23 protein-coding genes, 1 tRNA gene and 1 riboswitch are annotated in these 22535 nt (G+C 58.8%); of the genes, 9 read left to right on the top strand and 15 right to left on the bottom strand.

Features of this window, described 5'->3' with window-relative positions; genetic code table 11:
* Positions 1-10: 10 nt before the first annotated feature.
* On the bottom strand, positions 11-622 hold the full coding sequence (locus DA915_RS02010) for a YitT family protein (protein ID WP_080864317.1): 612 nt from the start codon (positions 620-622) through the stop codon (positions 11-13).
* 134 nt (positions 623-756) lie between these two features.
* On the bottom strand, positions 757-1698 hold the full coding sequence (locus DA915_RS02005; protein ID WP_162709020.1) for a class I SAM-dependent methyltransferase: 942 nt from the start codon (positions 1696-1698) through the stop codon (positions 757-759).
* 169 nt (positions 1699-1867) lie between these two features.
* Here DA915_RS02005 and DA915_RS02000 point away from each other — a divergent pair, with 169 nt between their 5' ends.
* The gene (locus DA915_RS02000; protein WP_003493739.1) at positions 1868-2134 is read left to right on the top strand and encodes a DUF6460 domain-containing protein; all 267 of its coding nucleotides are present in this window, start codon (positions 1868-1870) and stop codon (positions 2132-2134) included.
* A gap of 1 nt (position 2135) precedes the next feature.
* Entirely contained in the window at positions 2136-2633 is a 498-nt protein-coding gene (locus DA915_RS01995; protein ID WP_003503518.1) for a CAP domain-containing protein, read from the top strand.
* A 173-nt stretch (positions 2634-2806) separates the two neighbouring features.
* Here DA915_RS01995 and DA915_RS01990 read toward each other — a convergent pair whose 3' ends face one another.
* Complete coding sequence (locus DA915_RS01990) at positions 2807-3898, bottom strand: quinone-dependent dihydroorotate dehydrogenase (RefSeq protein WP_107674994.1); 1092 nt, start codon at positions 3896-3898, stop codon at positions 2807-2809.
* Entirely contained in the window at positions 3898-4251 is a 354-nt protein-coding gene (locus DA915_RS01985) for a DUF952 domain-containing protein (RefSeq protein WP_107674993.1), read from the bottom strand. The genes DA915_RS01990 and DA915_RS01985 overlap by 1 nt, the downstream gene beginning before the upstream one ends.
* Before the next feature lie 251 nt (positions 4252-4502).
* Between DA915_RS01985 and DA915_RS01980 the strand changes: the two genes are divergently transcribed.
* Positions 4503-5153: a response regulator transcription factor gene (locus tag DA915_RS01980; RefSeq protein ID WP_003503525.1), complete on the top strand. Its 651-nt coding sequence runs from the start codon at positions 4503-4505 to the stop codon at positions 5151-5153.
* A 112-nt stretch (positions 5154-5265) separates the two neighbouring features.
* The gene (locus DA915_RS01975; RefSeq protein ID WP_107674992.1) at positions 5266-5916 is read left to right on the top strand and encodes a helix-turn-helix transcriptional regulator; all 651 of its coding nucleotides are present in this window, start codon (positions 5266-5268) and stop codon (positions 5914-5916) included.
* 68 nt (positions 5917-5984) lie between these two features.
* On the opposite strand, the gene DA915_RS01970 is transcribed toward DA915_RS01975, so the two are convergent.
* Both DA915_RS01970 and uppY read right to left on the bottom strand, forming a co-directional pair.
* Entirely contained in the window at positions 5985-6737 is a 753-nt protein-coding gene (locus DA915_RS01970) for a polysaccharide deacetylase family protein (protein ID WP_107674991.1), read from the bottom strand.
* 26 nt (positions 6738-6763) lie between these two features.
* Complete coding sequence (gene uppY, locus DA915_RS01965; RefSeq protein WP_060727034.1) at positions 6764-8059, bottom strand: Wzy-type polysaccharide biosynthesis protein UppY; 1296 nt, start codon at positions 8057-8059, stop codon at positions 6764-6766.
* 286 nt (positions 8060-8345) lie between these two features.
* On the opposite strand from uppY, the gene uppX reads away from it, so the two are divergent.
* A complete protein-coding gene (gene uppX, locus DA915_RS01960; protein WP_162695475.1) occupies positions 8346-9638 on the top strand; it encodes a Wzx-type polysaccharide biosynthesis protein UppX in 1293 nt (430 codons plus the stop codon).
* Between the two features lie 37 nt (positions 9639-9675).
* Here uppX and DA915_RS01955 read toward each other — a convergent pair whose 3' ends face one another.
* Positions 9676-10437 carry a transporter substrate-binding domain-containing protein gene (locus DA915_RS01955; protein ID WP_003503535.1) on the bottom strand — a complete coding sequence of 254 codons (762 nt, stop codon included), beginning with the start codon at positions 10435-10437 and terminating at the stop codon, positions 9676-9678.
* A gap of 170 nt (positions 10438-10607) precedes the next feature.
* Between DA915_RS01955 and DA915_RS01950 the strand changes: the two genes are divergently transcribed.
* Positions 10608-12545: a glycosyltransferase family 2 protein gene (locus tag DA915_RS01950; RefSeq protein WP_192886381.1), complete on the top strand. Its 1938-nt coding sequence runs from the start codon at positions 10608-10610 to the stop codon at positions 12543-12545.
* A 212-nt stretch (positions 12546-12757) separates the two neighbouring features.
* On the opposite strand, the gene DA915_RS01945 is transcribed toward DA915_RS01950, so the two are convergent.
* From DA915_RS01945 to DA915_RS01925, 5 genes are all read right to left on the bottom strand, one after another.
* Positions 12758-13051 carry a hypothetical protein gene (locus DA915_RS01945; RefSeq protein WP_035212595.1) on the bottom strand — a complete coding sequence of 98 codons (294 nt, stop codon included), beginning with the start codon at positions 13049-13051 and terminating at the stop codon, positions 12758-12760.
* Positions 13052-13103: 52 nt separating this feature from the next.
* On the bottom strand, positions 13104-13829 hold the full coding sequence (gene aqpZ / locus DA915_RS01940; RefSeq protein WP_003503541.1) for an aquaporin Z: 726 nt from the start codon (positions 13827-13829) through the stop codon (positions 13104-13106).
* Between the two features lie 154 nt (positions 13830-13983).
* Positions 13984-14532, bottom strand: a complete 549-nt coding sequence (locus DA915_RS01935; protein WP_107674990.1) for an RNA 2'-phosphotransferase — start codon at positions 14530-14532, stop codon at positions 13984-13986.
* A 58-nt stretch (positions 14533-14590) separates the two neighbouring features.
* Positions 14591-14664: transfer RNA gene (locus DA915_RS01930), tRNA-Gly, on the bottom strand.
* A 56-nt stretch (positions 14665-14720) separates the two neighbouring features.
* Positions 14721-15818: a 2'-deoxycytidine 5'-triphosphate deaminase gene (locus tag DA915_RS01925; RefSeq protein ID WP_107675136.1), complete on the bottom strand. Its 1098-nt coding sequence runs from the start codon at positions 15816-15818 to the stop codon at positions 14721-14723.
* Positions 15819-15891: 73 nt separating this feature from the next.
* A riboswitch (SAM riboswitch) is annotated at positions 15892-15970 on the top strand.
* 43 nt (positions 15971-16013) lie between these two features.
* On the opposite strand from DA915_RS01925, the gene DA915_RS01920 reads away from it, so the two are divergent.
* Both DA915_RS01920 and apaG read left to right on the top strand, forming a co-directional pair.
* On the top strand, positions 16014-17198 hold the full coding sequence (locus tag DA915_RS01920) for an O-succinylhomoserine sulfhydrylase (protein ID WP_003503544.1): 1185 nt from the start codon (positions 16014-16016) through the stop codon (positions 17196-17198).
* A 233-nt stretch (positions 17199-17431) separates the two neighbouring features.
* A complete protein-coding gene (gene apaG, locus DA915_RS01915) occupies positions 17432-17824 on the top strand; it encodes a Co2+/Mg2+ efflux protein ApaG (RefSeq protein WP_107674989.1) in 393 nt (130 codons plus the stop codon).
* Between the two features lie 53 nt (positions 17825-17877).
* Here apaG and DA915_RS01910 read toward each other — a convergent pair whose 3' ends face one another.
* The 3 genes from DA915_RS01910 to DA915_RS01900 form a co-directional block, all read right to left on the bottom strand.
* Positions 17878-18867 carry an Hsp33 family molecular chaperone gene (locus tag DA915_RS01910; protein WP_107674988.1) on the bottom strand — a complete coding sequence of 330 codons (990 nt, stop codon included), beginning with the start codon at positions 18865-18867 and terminating at the stop codon, positions 17878-17880.
* Positions 18868-19105: 238 nt separating this feature from the next.
* Positions 19106-20023: an ornithine carbamoyltransferase gene (gene argF / locus DA915_RS01905; RefSeq protein ID WP_003503550.1), complete on the bottom strand. Its 918-nt coding sequence runs from the start codon at positions 20021-20023 to the stop codon at positions 19106-19108.
* Positions 20024-20079: 56 nt separating this feature from the next.
* Positions 20080-21279 (bottom strand): aspartate aminotransferase family protein, encoded by a 1200-nt coding sequence (locus tag DA915_RS01900; protein ID WP_003503552.1) that lies wholly within the window; start codon positions 21277-21279, stop codon positions 20080-20082.
* Between the two features lie 431 nt (positions 21280-21710).
* Between DA915_RS01900 and DA915_RS01890 the strand changes: the two genes are divergently transcribed.
* Positions 21711-22244 (top strand): GcrA family cell cycle regulator, encoded by a 534-nt coding sequence (locus DA915_RS01890; RefSeq protein WP_003503553.1) that lies wholly within the window; start codon positions 21711-21713, stop codon positions 22242-22244.
* Positions 22245-22535 lie beyond the last annotated feature (291 nt).

The following is a 22535-nucleotide window of genomic DNA, read 5'->3' as shown; positions in this document are numbered from 1 at the left end:
GCATGCTTATTCAGCGCACGACGATATATCTGTCCGAGCGGTGATTGATGGCCAGAAACATGTTGAGGACAAAAGCGCCGACAATCGAATAGGCGACCGTGGCCGGATCGATGACGAGGAAGGCGCAGAGCATCACGAAGGCGTCGAAGGCCAGCTGGATCAGACCGGCGCGGATGCCGAAACGGTCCTGAATATAGATGGCGAGAATGCCGATACCGCCTAGGCTGGCACGGTGACGATAGAGCGCCAGCAATCCGTAGCCCAGAAGCAGACCGCCGAGCAGCGCCGCCCAGAGCGGATTGATACTGTCAATCACCATCCAGCGCGCCTCCACTTCCGTTAGCACCGAAACAAGGCCGATGGCGATGAAGGTCTTGAAGGAAAAGGCAAGACCGAGACGGCGGAAGGACAGATAATAGAACGGCAGATTAACGAGAAAGAACAGAAGGCCGAAGCTGATGCCGAAGGCATAATGAAGGAGGAAGGCGACGCCCGCGGTGCCGCCGGTCAGAAGGCCGACCTTGTTGAGGAGATAAAAGCCGAGCGCCGAGACGATGGCGCCGGTGACGATGCCCTGCACGTCTTCCACCGGCGCATGTCTGGCCGGATCGGAACTCCACATGCCGTAAACGCTTCTCGTTATGCTCACGCTTTTTTCCTCTGGTTCAGATATATTTTGCACCGCAAAAAACAACCGATCAAGATGGATAAGTAAGCAAGACTGACCTATCGTGAAAAAGGCAAGAAACGGAATGTTCAGGCTTTCGCGCGGGCAAGAAAAAGAATGCCGGAAAGGGGTTTTCCGGCATCCTTGCGAATGGTGGTTTTACGGATTTCGAGGAGGGAAAAACCCGTCCGCTCAAGAAGGTCGGTCACATAGCTTTTGGAATGGGCGTAACGAAGGGATTCCCGCAGGATAAAACCGTCCTCATCCCCCGCATCCTCCACCGAGAAGGCAAAAAAGCCTGAAGGCCTGAGCAGGGCGGAAACGAGCGGCATGACGGTTTCGAGGCTGCCGAGATACATCATCACATCGGCGGCGGCGACGAGATCGGCGCGGTATTGCGCCAGGGTGGATGTGAAAAGTCCCGAGGCCTCCGCTTCCAGCGAAAGATCAGCCTGACCCAGATAATCGTAAAGCCCCTTTTCCTCCGCCTTGGCCAGCATGTTCTGGGAAATATCGAAACCCTCAAGCCGTTTTGCGAGGGTGCGGATTTCGACACCGAGGAGACCGGTACCGCAGCCGATATCGACAATGGTATCGAAGACGCCGCCATCCGCCACCTTGCCTATCAGTTCCGCCAGCTTTTGCGGCACGCTGTAGTCAAGCTTCTCCACAAGCGAGGTTTCGAAACGGTCGGCATAATCGTCGAACAGCCCTTCCACATAACGGCTCGGCGGCTGCTCGGGTGTTTCCGCGGCGCCGAGAACCGCGAGCTTCAGTTCGGCTGCAAACAGCCCTTCCGTATCCAGTTCAGCGACTTTCTCGTAAGCCGCCACGGCTTTTGCCGTCTCCCCCGCCTTTTCATGATATTCCCCGAAGCGAAACCAACCCGCCGTCCACCGTGGCGCAAGTTCAAGCGCCTGTTCCATGAGTTCGGCGGCGGCGGGATAGTCACCGCCCTCCGCCAACATGCGGGCATAGTCCGCCCGGCGGTCGGCAATGACGTCACCGGAAGAAAACTGGTTTGGGGCCATCAATTATTTCCTGAGAAGATGCTGGCTGTCATTTATCAAGCCATAAAAAAACTCAAGTCCTATTTCATGGCCCCTGCGTGGAATTGACGGATATGGCGCGATATAATGCGCGAAAACTTGCATCGAAGCGGTGCGCCCCATATGTCAGGATAAAACAGGAGACTTGCTGATGGCCGGTGAGGTCAACAAAATGCTGGGTGATACGGTGGCCCGCACCGTGGTGAAACTACTCGTCGTTTCATTGCTCGTCGGCTTTCTGATGGCGATCTTCGGATTGACACCGTGGAACATCATCTATGGCGCGCGCGATTTCGTGGTCGATCTGTGGCGCAGCGGTTTCCATGCGCTCGGCGCAATCGGCGACTATCTGATCCTTGGCGCAACGATCGTCATTCCCGTTTTTATCATCCTGCGCCTCCTGAGCTATCGCCGCTGATATGACCGATTCCACGTTTCAAACGCTTTCACGGCGCGGCTTCGTGCTGCTTTCCGCTGGTTCCGTTCTTTCCGCCTGCGTTTCCATGCCCACCAACAAGGGCATGCCATCGGGCACCCGCGACGAAACGGCGGCGGCACTTCCCATGGTCAATGACCTGCGCCGCACGAAGGGGCTTTCCCCGCTTTCCATCAATGGTCCAGCAAGCGGTGCTGCCGCCTATCAGGCCGGCCGCATGGTCAAGGCGCAGAAGATGGCGCATCTGATCGGCCTGACCGACAGTTTCCTTATCCGCATGAAGGACGGCAATGTCCCGCTTCCGGCGGCGGAAAACGTGGCTGCAGGGCAAGACAGTGTCGAGCGGGTGGTGAAGGCCTGGATCGGCTCCAAACACCATCTCGAAAATATGCTCGGGCCCTATAATGGTCTCGGCGTCGCGGTGGCCTATGACGCCGCCAGCCGCAACCGACCCTATTGGGCCATGGTGCTCTGCGCCTGAGAATGGGCGGAGACTAGGGTACCCCCGCGCCCTCATGCCTGCGCTCGTCACAGGAATCCAGTCGAAGCGCGTCTGCGCGGCGGAGAGACTTCTTTCAGCCCAAGGACTTGGGCTGGCTGGATTCCTGTGACAAGCACAGGGATGAGGGTAGAGAAACCCCACCCAGGTCGTACTCAACCGAGCTTACGGTCGGCCCAGCGATCCACCGCGCTGTCGCGCAGTTCACGGATCGACTCCACGCCCTCGCGGGCGACCAGCTTCGACAGTCCCTTGACGATGGCCGATGGCAGGCCGGGACCTTCATAGACCATGCAGGAATAAAGCTGCACGAGATCGGCCCCTGCCCTCACCTTTTCCAGCGCCGTTTCCGCGGAGGAAATACCGCCAACGCCGATAATCGGCAGATTGGCGCCGACGCGACGGCGCATCTTGGCGAGAACGGTGGTGGAAAGCTCGAATAGCGGCTTGCCGGACAGGCCGCCGGCCTCGCCCTTATGCGGACCGGGGCGCAGGCCTTCGCGGGAGAGCGTGGTGTTGGAGACAATCAGTCCGTCGAGATCATGGGCCAGCGCCTCTTCGGCAACATCATCCAGCCCCTCTTCGGTCAGATCGGGCGCGATCTTGAGGAAGACCGGAATGCGTTTGCCGAAACGTTCGGCTTCCGCCTTGCGGCGTTCCAGCACCGCCGTGAGAAGGGCGGCAAGGCTTTCGCGCGCCTGCAGGTCGCGCAGACCGGGCGTATTGGGCGAGGAAATATTGACGGTGAAATAGGACGCAACCGAATAAAACGCCTCGATGCCCTGCACATAATCGGCGATGCGGTCTTCGCTATCCTTGTTGGCGCCGATATTGACGCCGACGATGCCGCGCAGACGCGCCTGCTTCAGACGCTCCAGCGCAGCGGCATGACCTTCATTGTTGAAGCCGAGGCGGTTGATGACGCCCTCATCTTCGACCAGGCGGAAGATGCGCGGCTTGGGATTGCCGGATTGCGCCTTCGGCGTGACGGTGCCGATTTCGGTGAAGCCGAAACCGAGCCTCAGAAGCGGCCCCGGCACTTCCGCATTCTTGTCGTAACCGGCCGCCATGCCGAGCGGATTGGGGAACACGAGACCCACCACGGTCTGCTGCAGACGCGGATCGTGCGGCACCATGCAGGTGGGCAGAAAGCCGCTTTTCAGCGCCGCGATGGACAGGCCATGCGCCTTTTCCGGATCGACGAGAAACAAGCCCTTGCGGCCGACAGAGGAAAATAATCCGCTCATCACAAAATCTCCGGAAACTGGTGCTGGCCGTCGTGGCCGAGTGAAAGCGGCGTTTCCCAAAGCACCGCGGTCAAGGGAAGAGACGCGTAGAGATGCGGGAAAAGATCGCCGCCTCTGGAGGGTTCATAGACCAGCTTGTCGCCAAGGGCCGCGCCATCGACTGCAATCAGAAGCAGATCGAACTGGCCGGAAAAATGCCGTGCGGTGGTCTCGGCCACCTGTTTTGCCGTTGAAAAATGAATGAAACCATCGGTCAGATCGATGGCTGCGCCTTCGAAGACGCCCTTCGCCCTGGCCGCACTCCACAACGTTTCCGGCACGATTTTATAGATGATCGCGGGCGTTTCCTGCATGGGGCTCTCCAAGGCTTTCCAGCACTTTCCTGTCCGGGCGGTTTGCCGCAAAGCATGGCAATTGTCCACAGTTTCCACGGCATTTTTATTGCGGAAGCCCTGAAAGACCGCCTGTCCACAAGCTTTTCCTTGTAATGCGGGAGCGATTGGCGCAACCTTTGGCAAAGGAGCCGGAAGCGTTCGACCGCCGGCAAATGGAGTGCGCCAGTACCCAAAAAAGAACCGCATAACGCCCTTGGGAGGGGGCCAGAATGTCGGAACTTGTCATTATCATAGCAGATGACCACCCGCTTTTTCGCGGCGCCCTGAAACAGGCCGTATCCGGCCTCGACGGGCAGCAGACCATTGTTGAAGCCGGAGATTTCGAGGCTGCCCGAAGTGCAGCCGCAGCGCGCAACGACGCCGATCTCATGCTGCTCGACCTCGCCATGCCGGGGGTCAGCGGATTTTCAGGCCTGATGGCGCTGAGAGCGGAATTTTCCAGCCTGCCGATCGTCATCGTTTCGGCAACGGACGATGCGACCACCGTTCGCCGATCCATCGAACTCGGCGCTTCCGGTTTCATTTCCAAGTCCTCTGGTATCGATGATATCAGAGACGGCATCCGCGCGGTTCTGGAAGGTGATCTCTGGATACCGTCAGGTCATCAGGGCGATAAGGAACAGGATCCTGACGTGGCCGATCTCATCGGCCGGCTCAGAACACTGACGCCGCAGCAAAGCCGGGTTCTGGGCATGCTGGCCGAAGGGTTGCTGAACAAGCAGATCGCCTATGAGCTCAATGTTTCCGAAGCCACCATCAAGGCGCATGTCTCCGCGATCCTGCTGAAGCTCAAGGTCGACAGCCGCACGCAGGCGGTGATCCAGTTGGCCAAGATAAATACGTCGGCCATGGTGGCGTAGAGCAAGGATTTTATTCCTTTCCTTGCTTTACTCCTGACCGGATATGGTCTAGATTCCGGTCAATATACGACAGGAGCTTTCCGCTATCGGCTCCACTTGCGGGCTTTCTATCATGCTTTCACACGAGACGATCTGGAGCGCCATCGATACGCTTGCTAAACGCCATCAGCTGACGCCTTCGGCATTGGCGAAGCGCGCCGGTCTCGATCCCACCTCGTTCAACAAATCGAAACGTTTCGGGCCGGATGGCCGCAAACGCTGGCCTTCGACGGAATCCGTCTCCAAGGTGCTGGAAGCGACGGGGGCAAGCGTCGACCAGTTTTTCGGTTATGCTTTCGGCAGGGCGCAGACGATGCAGCCTTCGGGCGCGGACAACGCCATTCCCCTGCTCGGTTTCGCCCAGGCAGGCTCCGGCGGCTTTTTCGATGATGGCGGTTTTCCGGCCGGTCAGGGCTGGGATGTGGTGGAATTCCCCTCCTCTCCCGAGCGCAAACAGGGCGTCTATGCGCTGGAAGTACAGGGCGAGAGCATGATGCCGCTTTACCGTGACGGCGACATCCTCATCGTGGAGCCGGGCGCACAGGTGCGGCGCGGTGACCGCGTGGTGCTGAAAAGCCGCGACGGCGAAGTGATGGCCAAGGTGCTGGCGCGGCAAAGCCCCAAGAACATCGAGCTTCTTTCGCTCAACCCGGAACATCCCAACCGCAACTTCGACATGGCCGATGTGGAGTGGATTGCCCGCATCATCTGGGCCAGCCAGTAGCCCGCAATTGCGGATACGGGCCTGCCGTTTCAGCCGTTGCAGCTCGGGAAACGCGCCGAGAATTTCCTCTACAGGCCGAGCGCCGTTGCCGCGGCATCGACCGTCATGATCTTCGCACCACCGGATACCGCCCTGCGGACGAGGCTCTGAAATCTGTCTTCAGGACAACCGTAAAAGCTTGGTGTGCGCGAAACATCATGGGTGAAGATGATGAGCCAGCCGCCTTTTTGCAAAACATCTTCCAGCCAGTGGTCGGCGGCGTCGAGGTAGTTCTGATCCGCACGCAACTCGACTGCGGCAAGATTATACGGGTCGACGCTGCCCCTGTTGATGCCAGGCATGATGCCGCGCGCAGTCCTGAACCGGCGCCGCAGCAGCGGCTGCATGACCGGTGAGGCCATGCCGAAGGGAACGGAGAAATTGCGCCCGTGGCGGCCTCCATCGAATGATCCGAGCACGGTGTCATTGCGATCGAGATCCGCCTCGAGCCCCCGTCGTGAAAAGCTCGAAAGTTTGCGATGGGAAAAAGTGTGGCAGGCAAGTTCATGGCCGGCCGCTGCCAGTTCCGAACAGCCTTTTGTGGAAATCATCTGCTGCTGTTCATCGTATTTGTCGATGAACACGCCGGCGATATAAAACGTCCCGCAGACGTCCTCGTTTTCCAGAATGCGCGCACCCGCCGTCCAGGCGCTTGCCGGCACATCGTCGAATGTGAAGGACACGATCGGTTCGGATGTTTCGATCCGTGCCGCCGGTCCCGGAAAATAGCGCACCAGCCGGTTATTGATCCGGTCTGCAAAAGTCCCGATTTTTTGCGTCATACAAAGCCCCCCGGCCTGTCTGCAAATTATTGCCCCTGTTCAAGTATGTCGTAAGCCTGATGCCTCAAACAATAGATTGCGATCAGCAGAGAAGACCAGATAGGCCCGGTTCCGGTAAAGAAATTACTCTCAAGACACGAAGAAAGCAGCGCATACACCCAAATTCGTGCAAAAAGTCGGGTCAGGCCCGGATCAGTACCCTTGTCCACTGCGGTGCGGAAATCGTTCGCGGGGATGATGACTAGCCAGATGACGGTGAGAATGAAGGCCGGCAAGCCGCCATTCAGCAGGCTTTCGATATAGCCATTATGGGCATGGAAGGCTGTAACGGCCCAGGTGCCGGCTATATCGGCCTGCGACAGGAGCCGGTCGCTCGCCCAGAATGCCTGGAACCCCTGCCCGAAGATCGGCGATTGCGCGAAAGTGTCGAAGGACAGCCGCCATATGTCCGTGCGGCCGGTGAAGGTGGAATCGATGCCCAGGCTTTCGACAAAATTCTGTATGCTCGGGAAATAAGTGGAGCCAACCGCGGATATGTTGATGAAGGCGAGAAGACCGCCGATCATCAACAGCGTGCGGTGGGCATGCCTTTCCATGACCCAGATCAGCGCCACGGTGACGGGCAAAAGCATGGCCGCGGTTTTTCCATTGGTCTTCCACAGGAAGAAACCGGCCAGCAGCGTGATGGCGATGCCGCCCAACGTCGACCAGGCGTTACGCAGGTAAAGCCCGATCATGAAAAGAATGATCATGGCCGGAGCGGCGGCGTTCTTGTGGTTGAAAATGCCGCGCCAGTCTCCCGCGAGCGCTTTCTCATCTAGATCATAGGGCTGATGGATCGAGCGTGAGCTGAGGAAGATCACCCCCAGATAGCACAACGCCAGGAGAATGATGGCGAAGATGGCCATCATCCGGTCGAACTGCCGCCGGTCCCGCGGCATGACGACGAGAACGCTGGTGATGAAGCACAGAAGTGCCGTGAAGACCAGACGTTGCAGCGACGTGCCGGGCTGGGTTCCAACCACGGAGCATATCGCCAGCCAGAAGAACAGCAGCAGAATGGGCAGTCGCGGCCGCAGCAGAAGCCCCGTCAGGCGGTGGCGCAGTGCAAAAACGCCGAGGATCAACGCGATCACGAGGCCGGTCAGCTGGTTTGCGGCGGCGTGCGGCACCGGCGGCGCTGCCAGATTTTCGAAAGGGGCGACGGAAATCCAGATATAGAGCATGGTGGCGACGAAAAAAATCGCGTCGCGCCGGCCGCCGGCAAGTGATATGGCGCTGCCCTGTGCAGAAATGGGCTGCGTATCAGCCAAACGCGGCATGGTCGCCTGCACCTGATATGGATGATCGGATCATTGGCCTGCCTCGTGACGAACAACGAAACCCTTCTGAAACAGGGCCATGTCCAAATAACCATAAACAGTCATTATCATCATTATTATGCAATTGCTTTAACCCTCTCTTACCTCAAGAGGGATAAGACAGGATAAACTGCCATTCATTCGGGTCGCGGACCTTCACATTATTGGCCGGTTGCGGCTTTTTCAGTTCGCCAGATTTTAAAAACAGCGCAGTCATTTTTGAATTCCCCCGGCAATGCCGGAAAACATGGAGAATGAGGTGTCGTTCAATACGCCGCGGCTCGGCCATCTAGTCAGACTGGGATTGACCTACATGGCGTCAGGCGGAGCGCTCCTCATGTCCAGCGCCGCCCAGCTTTTGACCTTCGCGCTGCTTGCCCGCCATCTCGGTGTCGAACAATTCGCGCTTTACGCATCCATCACGGCCGTCACCAATCTCGGCGTCCAGATCTGCGGTATCGGTTCACAGGAATCGCTGATCCGCCGTGTCGCGCAGGATCGCAGCATGTTTCCCGTCATGCTCGGCCACAGCTATCTCCTGAGCGCCGCGACAGGCGTGGTGCTGACAATCATCGGCATGGTGACGATCCCGGTATTTTTCCCGACCTCGGAAACCCTGCTGCACACGCTGATCACCACCTTCCTGATCCTGTTTACGAACCTCGTCCTCCTGAAAGTCATCTCGCTTTCCACGCAGAGCTTCATCGCCCATTCCAACTTCGCCTCCGCCAACAAGCTGGAAGTGATGTTTGCCGTCGCCCGCACCATTGCCGCGGTAGTAGCCTGCCTCATCTTCAAGGTGGAAACCGTGGAGGCCTGGGCGCTGTGGAACCTCGCAGCCCACACGATTGCGGCCATGATTTCGGTGAAGGCGATCGCGAGACTCGGCCGCCCGGTGTTCCGCATCGTGCGCGAGGAAATCCGCATCGGCATCCTGTTCTCCACCCAGTTCCTGTTCAAGGCCGTGCGCGGCAATGCCGATATTCTCGTTCTCGGCGCCATTGCCAGCGCCGAGGTGCTGGGCAGTTATTCCATCGCCCGGCGCATTCTCGACAGTTCCTATCTCTCCGTCGAGGCCCTCAACCGGCTGATCTATCCGGGTTCGGCCTCCGCCGCCCTGCAGGGCATCACCAAGACCATAGAACGCGCCTATAATGTGCTGAAGGCTGCACTTTTCATCGCGACCGGCAGTGCGCTCGTCATTTTCATCATCGCACCCTTCCTGCCGCTTTTGTTCGGCGATGAATATGTCTCGCTGCCCGTCATCACCCGCGTGCTTTGCTGGGCGGTTCTGCCCATGGCCGTTGCCGCCACCGCGCTTGAGGCGCTGGGCGCATCCGGACGGCAGGATATTCGCGCGAAGATCTGGAACAGCGGCAATCTCATCGGCTCCGTCGTCGTCGCCTTCTTCACCTGGTCCTTCAGCATTTCGGGAACGATCGGCAGCTATTTCATGGTGGAAACCGCCATCGCCGCCGCCGTGTGGATCGCGCTGCTGCGCCTGCGCCGAAACGAAGAGGTTTTCGCGCCGGCCAAATAAGAGCGGGCGTCAGAACCGATCTGGTGGCCGGCTCTCTCTAATAGAGCCCGTAAGGGAAATAACGCCGGTATATTTCTTCCAGCCGGCCGTTGCGGGAAAGGGCCGCCAGCGCCTGATCGAAAGCCGGAACAAGCACGTTGTCGGGATCGACTGTCATGATGGACAGGCCTTCGCCGAGAAACCTGTCGGACATATAGGGACCACCGAAGAGCGCGCAGCAACCTTCGGACGCGCTTCCCGAAACCCAGAAAGGCAGGCGCAGACCGTCGGCGAAGATGGCGTCCACCTTGCCTTTCTTCAACGCGTCATACATGGGTTCATAGCCCTCGAAACCCTCGGCCGCGGCCTTTGGAAAGAAGGCTTTCAGCATCTGTTCGTGCCGAGAACCGGCAACCACACCCACCTTCTTTCCAGAAAGCGCATCAGCGCCGGAGCCGGTGAATTTCGCCGCCTTGTTCACCGCAAGACGGGCAGGCATCAACAGATAGGGCCGCGAGAAGGTGAAACTCTTGCGCAGATCGGCAGTGGTGGCGAGGCCGGAAATGACCGCTTCGCCCTCCCCCATTTCAAGCGCCGCCTCCAGCTCGTCAAACGGCAGCGCCTGCACCTGGCATTTGCTTTCGACCTTCAACTGGGCGCAGATTTCACGCACCAGATCGACATGGAAACCTGCAAGCCGGCCTTCCTGATCGGTAAAATTGAACGGCGGAAAATCGACCGACATCAGAAATCTGATGCGGGGAACTGAAGAAAGGTCGCCGCCCGGAAATCGCTCCTGCGCATCGAACAACACCGGCATCCGGTTTCCCTCCGACAATCCCTCCGCACGAACTTCACCAATAAAACCAGTCAATTGTAAAGCGAGAGCTAAAGTAAAACCGATACCTATATTCCGCGTTACATTCGTCATTCTCATCTATACTATCCGTGACAGAAAGTGGGGCGGCACCATGACGGCGGCGGCGATGCATGGATTATTTTAGGCAATATACACGAGATTCGTTTTGTACGACGCCGGCGACACGAAAAATTGCATTTTCCCGTACCAGCGATGATCCGCTTTGGGCCGCTTCCGAACAGGACCAGGCCGAACAAGCCCGCTTTCTCTCTTCGCTGGGATTTGGCAAGCCCTATATCGAGGCATTCGAACAGCGGGCGCTGGAAAATGGCTCGACTGTAGAAGACGAATTGCTGGCAAGCAGTCTCGTAACGGCGGATGCCTATTTCAGCGCTTTCGCCAGATTGCTGCGGTTGCCATTTCTTCCGGAAATAAGCCCGGGCCGGGTGGTGGACCTGAACCGACTGGACACTCAACTTGCCGAACCAAGGTTGCTGCGGCTGACACCGCTGCACGGCACGCCGACGCTGCTGATCGTGCCGGAACTGGCGCGGATGGCGTCTCTGAAAAACATGCTGGATCAGCGCCCGCGTCTTCTCGACGAATTTGCCGTAACCACACCGCAAGCCATGCGCAACGCAATCTGGAAAGCGGGCGAGGCCCGCCGCCTGGCGGAAACCCAGCAGCGGCTTTTCAACATGGCGCCACACCATTCCGCCAGGATCACGCTGCACGGCCAGCAGGGTTTCTGCAGTGGCGTTCTCGTTACCCTGCTCATTCTGTCGCTGCTGTTTTATACGGAAGCGGCATTTGCCTATCTGCATGTTACCCTGACGCTTCTTTACCTCTTTACCCTGCTTTTCAGGCTGTTCGCCCTCGTCCATGCACCCACGGAAAACGACGCAAAAACTGTCTCACCTCTCCGGCAGGAAAACGAACTGCCTGTCTATACCGTTCTGGTGGCGCTTTACCGGGAAGAGGCCGTCGTCGGGCAGCTCATCGGCGCATTGGAACGTCTGGACTGGCCCAGATCCCGACTGGACATCAAGCTTGTCTGCGAGGCTGACGACGACGCAACGATCGAGGCGATCCGGCGGATAAACCCCGGCCCGCATATAGAGGTTGTCAGGGTGCCGCCTTCCCTGCCGCGCACCAAACCCAAAGCCCTCACCTATGCGCTTTCCGGCGCGCGCGGCGCATTCGTTGTGGTCTATGATGCCGAGGACCGGCCCCATCCGCAGCAATTGCGTGAAGCCTATACCACCTTCCGCAATGAGCCAGACGAGGTGGCCTGCCTGCAGGCGCCGCTTATCATCAGCAATGCCTCTTCCTCCTGGCTCAGCGCCTGTTTCGCCTTGGAATATTCCGGCCTCTTCCGCTGCATGTTACCTGCGCTTGCCGCACACGGCTTGCCGCTGCCGCTTGGCGGCACCTCCAATCATTTCCGGACCGCCGTGCTGCGGCGGGCCGGCGCCTGGGATCCCTATAATGTAACTGAGGACGCCGATCTCGGACTCAGGCTGCATCGGCTCGGTTATCGTTGCGGCGTCATCCGACGACAGACGCTGGAGGACGCGCCGACCTCGCTACCCGTGTGGCTGAACCAGCGAACACGCTGGTACAAGGGTTGGCTGCAAAGCTGGCTGGTGATGACCCGTGCGCCTTTTGCGACCGCGCGCGACATGGGATGGTTTGCCTATATGGTTTTTCAGCTGCTGATCGGCGGCATGCTTCTGTCGTCGCTTGCCCATCCCCTGCTTTTCGTTTCCCTGGCATTCATGACTATCGCCATCCGGGAAAACGGTGCTGATCTGCTACTCACCTGGCAAGGTCTGCTGTTTTTTATCGATGTGCTGAATATCGCTGGGAGCTACACGATCTTCGTGCTGATGGGCCGAAGCAGAATGATCGCCTATGAAAGACGACATGTCGGAAGGCGATGGCTGGCGATGCCCGCATATTGGCTGATGTTATCAGTCGCGGCCTGGCGGGCCGCGGTGGAGCTCAAAACCAAACCCTTCACATGGAACAAGACACCACACGCGCCGGTCGTCAAAAAAACCGACTGACCCGGCATTTTCGAAAACAGTCAAAATAGTTTTGGTGCTTCTTTCGGCCAACCGCGGCGACGCTTCATGGTTTCAGCGACATGCTGTTATCCGCAAAGCCGCTTCAGGCCTTGCATTACCGGTGTCATCAATAATAGAAGCCAATGCCTTGCCGAACGAAGCTCCTCCTTCGGCAAGGTCCGTCATTTCATCCTGAAGGCGACCGAACCGCTCTACTTGGCAACGAGCTTGTTCTTGATCAGGCCGACGATGATCTGCACGATCAGACCACCGACACCGCCGCCAACGAGCTGACCGGCAAGAGCGCCGATATCCACGCCGCCAGCTGCTGCACCTCCGGCCGCGCCAAGCAGTGATCCGAGCACGGTTCCGCCGCCGAGGCCGCCAATGGCGCCGGCAATCAGGTTGCCGAGCGAACCAAGATCGGAGTCCTTCACTATCTTTCCACCGGCCGTGCCGCCTACCGCACCGCCAACGATTTGGGCCAATATCGAAGCAAGATCCATGTCATCCTCCTCAGTCGTTTCCTCGACCATTCGAGGAAACAAAGCCTCTTATTCATGTCTGCGCAGGTTGAACCGAACCGGTGTGGCCGGCCTTCTCTTCCTCGCCGAAAATTTTCCAGATCACGGCCCCGATGGCGCCGCCAAGGATCGGAGCGAGCCAGAACAGCCAGAGCTGCTGCAGCGCCCATCCGCCGACGAACAGCGCCTGTCCTGTCGAGCGGGCCGGATTGACGGATGTGTTGGTGACCGGAATGGAAATCAGATGAATAAGGGTAAGGGCAAGACCGATGGCGATCGGCGCGAAGCCGGCCGGAACCCTGCCATGCGTCGACCCCAGAATGACGATAAGAAAAAATGCCGTCAGAATGACTTCGATCAGCAGCGCCGATACGAGAGAATATCCGCCCGGCGAATGTTCGCCATAACCATTGGCGGCAAAACCGCCAATGTCAGCCCCTGCCTTGCCGGTGAGGATGACATAAAGCGCCGCAGCCGCGACGATCGCCCCCAGAACCTGCGCCACGATATAAGGCACGAGGCTTGCCGCCGGGAATTTACCGGCAACCGTGAGGCCAACTGAAACAGCCGGATTGAAGTGACCGCCTGAAATGCCGCCAACCGCGTAGGCCATGGTCAGAACCGTCAGACCAAAAGCGAAAGCGACACCAAGGAAGCCGATGCCGAGTTCGGGAAAGGCGGCGGCAAAAACCGCGCTGCCGCATCCTCCGAATACGAGCCAAAAGGTTCCCAGAAATTCCGAAAGAAGTTTGCGACTCATAACACTTTCCCTATGTTACGACTGCATCAACTATTACGTGCAATTTAATCGTAGTCAAGCTAAATTGTGTACTACTCCCAAAAGCCGGCTCCACGACGATCCGGCCAAGACCGTATCCCCACCATTTCAGGCTGTTCCGCGGAAAATAGTGGCTTCAGCCCACCTCTTCCGGCAGCCTTGGAAGAGAGCCCGGCTCTATCTCATTCGTGAGCCAGACACCATTTTTGGCCTGAAAGAAACGATGGCCTCCCTGATGCAGCGCCAGGGCGGAGATCGTCAGAATAACAGGTTTTCCGTGCCTTTCTCCAACTCTTCTCGCTGTTTCTTTATCAGCGGAGAGATGGACATATTGCCGGTTCTGCGGGAGCAATCCCTTTTCCCTGATGCTGCCGAGAAAACGGGTGGCTGTGCCGTGATAGAGCAAAACGGGTGGCTCTACAGGCTCGAGACCGAGATCCACCACCACCGAATGGCCCTGATTGGCCCGGATGAATTGCCCATCGGCAGAAATGGCGAACCGCTTCTTGTCGCTGGTATCGACAATCTCAAGCAGCAACTCATGCGTAAGGGGAATATCGGCTCTTGCTATCAACTCGTCGATATTGGCCCACCCTTCCGCGTCGAGTTCGATACTGATCGCATCCGGTTTGTGACGAAGGACATAGCTTAGAAATTTACTGATCTCGCTGAGGGACTGCGCCATCGGGATGCGGCTTTCTCTTATGACCTTTAAGATTCCGGCACATGGATCGCGGCATCGCTGGAGCGGGTGAAGGGAATCGAACCCTCGTATTCAGCTTGGGAAGCTGCTGCTCTACCATTGAGCTACACCCGCGCCGCGCATAAGACATCGGATAGTTCGCAGCGGGTGTCAAGCACCCGCCGGGTTCGTTATTCGGCGCGAAAATGCTTGGAGAGCTTCAGTCCCTGCGCCTGATAGTTGGAGCCGAGGCCGCTGCCATAGAGGCCTTCCGGTTTCTGCAGCATGTGCTCGTAAACCAGCCGGCCGACGATCTGGCCGTGTTCCAGAATGAAGGGCACCTCGTGGCTGCGCACTTCGAGCACGGCGCGGCTGCCGGTGCCGCCCGCCTGCGCATGGCCGAAGCCCGGATCGAAGAAGCCGGCGTAATGCACGCGGAATTCGCCCACCAATGGGTCGAATGGCGTCATTTCAGCCGCGTAAAGCGGCGGAACGTGGACAGCTTCGCGTGAGACGAGAATATAGAATTCATCCGGGTCGAGGATCAATTCAGCGCGGCCGCGTGCATAAAGCGGTTCCCAGAAATCGAGAACATCGTGCTGGGCCTTCTTGTCGACATCCACCACCGCCGTGTGATGTTTGCCACGATAACCGATCAGCCCGTCTTCGCCGAAACCCTTGAGGTCGATCGAAAGCGCGATGCCGCCGCCGGTCACGTTGGGCGTGTCGCTTGCGACCAGCATTTCCGTCTCGTGCAGCTTCAGCAATTCACTTTCGTTGAGCAGCGAATGGCCGATGCGGAAGCGGATCTGCGACAGGCGTGAGCCGCGGCGCACCACGATGGGGAATGTGCGGGGGCTGATTTCCAGATAGAGCGGGCCGGCATAACCGGCCGGTATCTTGTCGAATTCCTGCGCGTTATCGGTCATGACACGGGTGAAGATATCAAGGCGACCCGTCGAGCTTTTCGGATTGGCCGAGGCAGACATGTCCGCCGGCAGCGCAAGGCTTTCCATCAAGGGAACGATATAAACGCAACCGGTTTCCAGCACCGCGCCCTGGGTGAGGTCGATCTCGTGCAGGCTGAGACGATTGAGCTTGTCGAGGACGTGGGTTCCGGGGCCGGGCATAAAGCTGGCGCGCACGCGATAGGCCTTCGAGCCGAGCCTGAGATCAAGGCTGGCGGGCTGCACCTGATCAGCATCGAGATCGGCCTCGCTCTTCAGCTTGCCGCCTGCAAACAGCGCCTTGATCGCGCCATCCGCCAAAATGCCCGTGGTTCTCGTCATGGTCATCATTCCTTTTTACGGCGACAAAACCAAAAGGAAAGCATTGACGCAAGCCGGTAACGGCAGTATGGCAAGCTTATCCCGTGGTGATTTGGCCGGTCGGCTTGCAGCCACGTTAAACAAGTGGCTAAAAAGACCGGGTGCTAGGAACCGGTCTGCTTTTGCGGCCGGTTTTTTTGTTTTGAAGGTGATCACATGAGCAATAAATGGCGCCCGGCAACCCAGCTCGTTCACGGCGGTACGCTACGCTCCCCTTACGGTGAAACGTCGGAAGCGATCTATCTGACCCAGGGTTTCGTATACGAAAACTCCGAAGCAGCCGAAGCGCGCTTCAAGGGTGAAACGGACGGGTTCATCTACGCCCGTTATGCGAGCCCTACCAACGACATGTTCGAAAAGCGCATGTGCCTGCTGGAAGGCGCTGAAGACGCCCGCGCACTTGCGTCGGGCATGGCCGCCGTCACCGCCGCCATCATGTGCCAGCTGCGCGCCGGCGACCATATCGTTGCTGCCCGCGCCCTCTTCGGCTCCTGCCGCTGGGTGGTCGAAACGCTCGCGCCGAAATACGGCATCGAATGCACGCTGATCGACGGACGCGATCTTGGCAATTGGGAAAAGGCTATCCAGCCGAACACCAAGCTGTTCTTCCTCGAAAGCCCGACCAATCCGACGCTCGAAGTGGTGGATATTGCTGGCGTGGCAAAGCTCGCCAACCAGATTGGCGCCAAGGTGGTGGTCGACAATGTCTTTGCGACGCCGCTTTTCCAGAAGCCGCTCGAACTCGGCGCCCATATCGTCGTTTATTCGGCCACCAAACATATTGACGGTCAGGGCCGCTGCCTCGGCGGCGTGATCCTTTCCGACAAGAAGTGGATCGAAGAAGAGCTGCAGGATTATTTCCGCCATACCGGCCCGGCCATGTCGCCGTTCAATGCCTGGACGCTGCTGAAAGGCATCGAGACCCTGCCGCTGCGTGTGAAGCAGCAGACGGCCAATGCCGGCAAAATCGCCGATTTTCTCGCCGATAACGGCAAGGTCGCCAAGGTCATCTATCCCGGCCGCGCCGACCATCCGCAGGCCGACATCATCGCACGGCAGATGTCCGGCGGCTCGACGCTGGTGGCTTTCGAACTGAAGGGTGGCAAGGAAGCGGCCTTCAAGCTGCAGAACGCGCTTGAGATCGTGAAGATTTCCAACAATCTCGGCGACGCCAAGAGCCTTATCACCCATCCCGGCACGACGACGCACAAGAACCTCTCCGACGAGGCGCGTGCTGAACTCGGTATTTCCGGCGGCACCCTGCGCCTTTCCTGCGGCATCGAGGATACCGACGATCTGCTGGAAGATCTGGCGAAGGGTCTGGCGGCCGTTTCGGCCTGAAAATTCAATCGGCAAATCGCCATGGCCTGACCGCGTGTCGGGCCATGGTTCGCCGGTGCGGTCCGAAAAGACCCTATCAGGCAACCAATATTTACCTTTCCCGTTATCCCTAACGGTGGAAAGCAGCGCAACAGGAGATGCCCCCTGCCCGTCAAGTCATTCATTTTCTTGACGATAGCCAGAACCTATAGTGTAGGATGTGGCGGCAGGCATAATATCGAGGTGTGGCGCGTATGTATCGTGCTCTGACAAGGGATATCGAGGTAACGGTCGACCCGTATTATCTCGAGGAACAATCCGACCCGGATGACGATCGTTACGTCTGGGGCTACAAAGTCGTGATCGCGAACAACTCCAATATTCCGGTAACCCTCGTCAATCGCTATTGGCACATCACCGATCAGAACGGACAGGTCGATGAGGTCTATGGGCCTGGCGTAGTGGGTGAGAAGCCACATCTTAAACCCGGCGACAGCTACGAATACTCTTCGGGTTGCCCGCTGGACACACCCTCGGGCCTGATGTTCGGGCATTATGAAATGGAAACGGAAAATGGCGAGGTGTTCAACGTCACCATACCCGCCTTTTCGCTGGATTCACCGGGCCTGATGCGGGTTCTGAACTAACCACTCGCCCGGCAATGAAAAAGCCGAACCCTTTGTGGGGCACGGCTCTCTATTCAGGCATTTTCAAATTCGCTGACATCGTAGCGATAGGTGGTGGAGCAGAACTCGCAGGTCACGGCAATGGCGCCGTCTTCCTCGCTCGCCTTGATCTCTTCGGCGGTGAAGCCTGACAGCACACCCTTGATCTTGTCCCGCGAGCAGCTGCAACGGTCGAAAACCGCCTGCGCATCATAGATGCGCACGCCGCTCTCATGGAAAAGCCTGAAGAGCAGGCGTTCCACCGGCACCTGCGGATCAGTCAGCTCGTCGGTATCCACCGTGTTCAACAGCGTGACGGCTTCCGTCCAGGCATCATCCTCCTGCACCTCGTGACCGCTTTCATCGCCGTCGCCGCCATGCAGGTCGCGCATACGCAGCCGCTCGGGCGCCTGCGGCAGGAACTGCGCGATAACGCCGCCCGCACGCCAGCCATGACGCGGCTTGCCTTCGCCATCACGGTCGAAGAACTCGGCAACGCCCAGCCGCACGCGGGTGGGCAGCTGTTCCGACTGACGGAAATAAACCCCGGCAATGTCTTCCAGCGACGAGCCATCGAGCGGCACGATGCCCTGATAAGGCTGCATGCCCACGCCCTGATCGATCGTGAAGGCCAGAATGCCGGTGCCGAGCAATCGCTCCGGTGAGGTTGCGCCTTCCGCAATCGCCGCCGCCAGCCGCTCCTCGTCGAAACGGGCGTAAGCGCGCATGCTTTCAGGCGCGGTAAAATCCGCGACCAGCAGGTCAACCGGGCCGTCGCCCTTGGTCTGGAGGGTCAGCTTGCCGGAAAACTTGAGCGACGTGCCGATCAGCGCCGTCAGAACAGTCGCTTCCGCCAGCAGGCGGGCGACCGCGGCAGGATAATCGTGCCGCTCGAGAATGGTATTCAGCAGCGGCCCAACCTGTACGGCGCGGCCGCGCACATCCAGACCTTCGACCTGAAAGGGCACAACCTTGTCGTCGCCAGCAAAATCGAGATCGTCCAGTTCAACCGTTACATCTGCCATGTCATACTCCTTGGCGCAGCCGTGGCGCCGCTACCGTCCAAAAGTCCGGCTTTTAAAATGTGCTTTTTCCGCTTGTCGCACAGAGACCCGGGAAGAGAAACCGCTTCCGGGAAAAACGTGCAAATCGTGATGATGGCCCGCCAGCAAAACCGACGAGCCTCTTCGAAGTCCCACAGATGGTAATCTATGCGAGCAAGTTCAAGCACCCGGCGTGAGGTGTGTCAGGCCGGGGGATTGCTCAGATGGCGCCCATGCACCAGGCAATGATGGACTTCTGCGCGTGGAGGCGGTTTTCCGCCTCGTCGAAGACCACGGATTGCGGACCGTCGATCACGGCATCCGTCACTTCTTCACCGCGATGGGCCGGCAGGCAATGCATGAACAGCGCGTCTTTTTCCGCCTTGGCCATCAGGGCTTCGTTGACCTGATAGGGCTGGAAGATGTTGTGGCCGCGCGCCTTGTGTTCCTGGTTCATGGACACCCAGGTATCGGTGACGACGCAATCGGCCCCGGCCACGGCCTTGTCGGCATCGTGGCACAACATGATCTCGCCGCCATTGTTGCGGGCCCAGTTCAGGAACTTGTCATGCGGTTCGGAACCCATCGGCACCGCCATTGTCATGCGGTAACCGAAGCGGGCCGAGCCTTCCACGAAGGAATGCAGGACGTTGTTGCCGTCACCCGTCCAGGCAATGGTCTTGCCTTTGACCGGGCCGCGATGTTCCTCGAAGGTCATGATGTCAGCCATGATCTGGCAGGGATGCGTATCGTCAGTCAGGGCGTTGATAACAGGCACGGTTGCGTGCTCGGCAAGCTCCAGCAGGCGCGAATGATCCGTCGTGCGGATCATGATGGCGTCGACATAACGCGACAATACCTTGGCCGTATCGCCGATCGTTTCGGCACGACCGAGCTGCATTTCAGTACCAGAGAGGAAAAGAGTCTCGCCACCAAGCTGGCGCATGCCGACATCAAAGGAGACGCGGGTGCGGGTGGAGGGCTTTTCGAAGATCATTGCCAGCATCTTGCCGGCAAGCGGCTTTTCCGCCGTCCCGGCCTTGGTTGCGGCCTTGCGCGCGCGGGCATCGTCGAGAATTGCCCGCAGGTCCTGCGAGCTGACGGCCGACAGGTCAAGAAAATGTTTAGGTGAAGCCATTTCAAACGTCCCATGCTCGCGAGCCTCCGGGAAGAGGCCCGCCCTTTATTGTTTCCTCAGGCGATTTTTGCCTGTTTCGCTGTCAGGGAAGCGGCGGCCGCTTCCACGCGTGCCAGCCCCTCACGGGCTTCTTCCGCCGTGGTAACGAGCGGCGGCAGGAGACGGATGACGTTATCGCCCGCGGGCACGCCGAGCAGATGCTCGCCGCGCATGGCCTGCAGCAGTTCGCCCGACGGGACCTTCGCCTTGATGCCGAGAAGCAGGCCTTCGCCGCGAATTTCCTCGATGACATCAGGATAACGATCCTTCAGCGAAGCAAGGCCCTGGCGGAAGACCAGCGCGACATCACGGACCTTCTCCAGAAAGCCCTCGGAGAGGACGACATCGAGCACGGCATTGCCCACAGCCATGGCCAGCGGGTTGCCGCCATAGGTGGTGCCGTGCACGCCCGCCGTCATGCCGGAAGCGGCATCCGCCGTCGCAAGGCATGCGCCGAGCGGGAAACCGCCGCCGATACCCTTGGCCACCGCCATGATATCGGGCGCGACACCCGTCTGCTCATAGGCAAACAGCTTGCCCGTGCGGCCGACGCCGGTCTGGACCTCATCGAAAATCAGCAGCATGCCATGCTCATCGCAGAGCGACCGCAGCAGCTGCAGGAATTCCTTGCTGGGCGCACGGATGCCGCCCTCGCCCTGAATGGGCTCGATCAGAAGTGCAGCCGTCTCGGCCGTGATGGCGGCTTTCAGCGCATCAACGTCACCGAAGGGCACCTGGTCGAAACCTTCGACCTTGGGACCGAAACCTTCGAGATATTTCTGCTGGCCGCCGGCGGCGATCGTCGCCAGCGTACGCCCATGAAAGGCGCCTTCGAAGGTGATGATCCGGAACTTTTCCGGATGCCCCTTGGAATAATGATAACGGCGCGCGGTCTTGATCGCGCATTCCAGCGCTTCCGCACCGGAATTGGTGAAGAAGACCTTGTCTGCGAAGGTCGCTTCCGTCAGGCGCTTGGCGAGCTTTTCCTGGCCCGGCACTTCATAGAGGTTCGAGACGTGCCAGACCTTCTCGGCCTGGGTCTTGATCGCTTCCACGAGGTGCGGATGGGCGTGGCCCAGCGAATTGACCGCTACGCCGGCCGCAAAATCCAGATATCGTTCGCCGCTCTCCGTGAACAGCCAGACGCCCTCGCCTCGCTCGAAGCGCAGGGGGGCTCTTGCAAACGTATCGAACAATGGCGCGGCGGCTTCGGCCATGGCTGTATCACTCCTTGCGCAGATGCGCTGTCAGACGGTTGTCAATAGGCTCTGGGGGTTATCCCTCGCCTGAAAATCAAAAATGCCGCCTCGCGGCGGCAGGGGCACTATTGTCACTTCGCCTGCCGATGTCAACAAAAGTCCGTATTTCCCGGGCTTCTCAAGCCCTAGTAGGTGGCGGCCTGCGAGGCCCAAGGTGTTGCCTTTCAGACTCAACTCGCCAGCAAGTTGGGGAAAACCGGAAAATCGATTCGAGATGAATCCCGCGACTCTTGCCACGGAGTCTGCGTGGCACTAGGTTAATCGCTAATTACTAGACTGCATTGCGGCGGAACTAGTCACCAAAAATCCGGCAGAAACCACGCTCGCGGCACGCCCGCGAGACGGAGAAGGATTCTGCCGACATTATACGCGACGAGCGGAGAAGCGGCATGAACTGGACAGACGAACGAGTCGAGAAACTCAAGAAATTATGGTCCGAGGGCCTTAGCGCCAGCCAGATTGCAGCGCAGCTCGGCGGCGTTAGCCGTAATGCCGTGATCGGCAAGGTCCATCGCCTCAATCTGCCGGGACGCGTCAAGGCTGGCGGTCCGGTCACTTCGGCGCGCTCCGCGCCCAAGCGCACCGCTGCACCTGCCCCACGCGCGACAACCTTTGCAGGCCGCGTCAATGCAGCGCCGGCGCGGATTCTCACCCGTTCGAACGCGGCAACCGCGCTGAATGAGGAGATCGACATCGAGACCGCACAGGTTCTCGATTACGTTCCTTCCAAAAACGTGGTCTCGCCGATTTCCCGTCGCCTGACGCTGACGGAACTGACGGAGCGCACCTGCAAGTGGCCGGTCGGCGATCCGCTGAAGGATGATTTCCATTTCTGCGGTTGTGAAGCGCTGGAATCTTCGCCCTATTGCAAGTTCCATGCGAAACTCGCCTATCAGCCGGTAAGCGAGCGCCGCAAGGCTTGAGTGTTGCGGCACGCATTCGACACTCAAAAACTACGGGCCTTCGGGCCCGTTTTTTTTATGACAAAATTCAGGCGGTTCCGGGGGTCAACTCACGGGCGAAGCGCCGAACCCTATCTTCCATCGCTGTCAAACCCGACCCACAATCCCGATTGAGCGGGCGGGATTTCAGCCAATTGTCCGTCATCCCATCAAGAAGGATGAAGCTGTCGCGTTTGGGAGTGCCCAAAAAACCGAAAGGCCCGACACCATTCCGGTTTCGGGCCTTTCGGTTTTTGGCGGGATGTTGTCCCG

Origin of the sequence: Agrobacterium sp. LAD9 (assembly GCF_003031125.1) — a bacterium.
GTDB lineage: Bacteria > Pseudomonadota > Alphaproteobacteria > Rhizobiales > Rhizobiaceae > Agrobacterium > Agrobacterium radiobacter.
This window is presented reverse-complemented; position numbering and strand designations above follow the sequence as displayed.

Coding starts and splice junctions, on each gene's coding strand:
- DA915_RS02010 (WP_080864317.1), bottom strand. CDS start 622: ATGTGGAGTTCCGATCCGGCCAGACATGCGCCGGTGGAAGACGTGCAG.
- DA915_RS02005 (WP_162709020.1), bottom strand. CDS start 1,698: ATGGCCCCAAACCAGTTTTCTTCCGGTGACGTCATTGCCGACCGCCGG.
- DA915_RS02000 (WP_003493739.1), top strand. CDS start 1,868: ATGGCCGGTGAGGTCAACAAAATGCTGGGTGATACGGTGGCCCGCACC.
- DA915_RS01995 (WP_003503518.1), top strand. CDS start 2,136: ATGACCGATTCCACGTTTCAAACGCTTTCACGGCGCGGCTTCGTGCTG.
- DA915_RS01990 (WP_107674994.1), bottom strand. CDS start 3,898: ATGAGCGGATTATTTTCCTCTGTCGGCCGCAAGGGCTTGTTTCTCGTC.
- DA915_RS01985 (WP_107674993.1), bottom strand. CDS start 4,251: ATGCAGGAAACGCCCGCGATCATCTATAAAATCGTGCCGGAAACGTTG.
- DA915_RS01980 (WP_003503525.1), top strand. CDS start 4,503: ATGTCGGAACTTGTCATTATCATAGCAGATGACCACCCGCTTTTTCGC.
- DA915_RS01975 (WP_107674992.1), top strand. CDS start 5,266: ATGCTTTCACACGAGACGATCTGGAGCGCCATCGATACGCTTGCTAAA.
- DA915_RS01970 (WP_107674991.1), bottom strand. CDS start 6,737: ATGACGCAAAAAATCGGGACTTTTGCAGACCGGATCAATAACCGGCTG.
- uppY (WP_060727034.1), bottom strand. CDS start 8,059: ATGCCGCGTTTGGCTGATACGCAGCCCATTTCTGCACAGGGCAGCGCC.
- uppX (WP_162695475.1), top strand. CDS start 8,346: ATGGAGAATGAGGTGTCGTTCAATACGCCGCGGCTCGGCCATCTAGTC.
- DA915_RS01955 (WP_003503535.1), bottom strand. CDS start 10,437: ATGCCGGTGTTGTTCGATGCGCAGGAGCGATTTCCGGGCGGCGACCTT.
- DA915_RS01950 (WP_192886381.1), top strand. CDS start 10,608: ATGGATTATTTTAGGCAATATACACGAGATTCGTTTTGTACGACGCCG.
- DA915_RS01945 (WP_035212595.1), bottom strand. CDS start 13,051: ATGGATCTTGCTTCGATATTGGCCCAAATCGTTGGCGGTGCGGTAGGC.
- aqpZ (WP_003503541.1), bottom strand. CDS start 13,829: ATGAGTCGCAAACTTCTTTCGGAATTTCTGGGAACCTTTTGGCTCGTA.
- DA915_RS01935 (WP_107674990.1), bottom strand. CDS start 14,532: ATGGCGCAGTCCCTCAGCGAGATCAGTAAATTTCTAAGCTATGTCCTT.
- DA915_RS01925 (WP_107675136.1), bottom strand. CDS start 15,818: ATGACGAGAACCACGGGCATTTTGGCGGATGGCGCGATCAAGGCGCTG.
- DA915_RS01920 (WP_003503544.1), top strand. CDS start 16,014: ATGAGCAATAAATGGCGCCCGGCAACCCAGCTCGTTCACGGCGGTACG.
- apaG (WP_107674989.1), top strand. CDS start 17,432: ATGTATCGTGCTCTGACAAGGGATATCGAGGTAACGGTCGACCCGTAT.
- DA915_RS01910 (WP_107674988.1), bottom strand. CDS start 18,867: ATGGCAGATGTAACGGTTGAACTGGACGATCTCGATTTTGCTGGCGAC.
- argF (WP_003503550.1), bottom strand. CDS start 20,023: ATGGCTTCACCTAAACATTTTCTTGACCTGTCGGCCGTCAGCTCGCAG.
- DA915_RS01900 (WP_003503552.1), bottom strand. CDS start 21,279: ATGGCCGAAGCCGCCGCGCCATTGTTCGATACGTTTGCAAGAGCCCCC.
- DA915_RS01890 (WP_003503553.1), top strand. CDS start 21,711: ATGAACTGGACAGACGAACGAGTCGAGAAACTCAAGAAATTATGGTCC.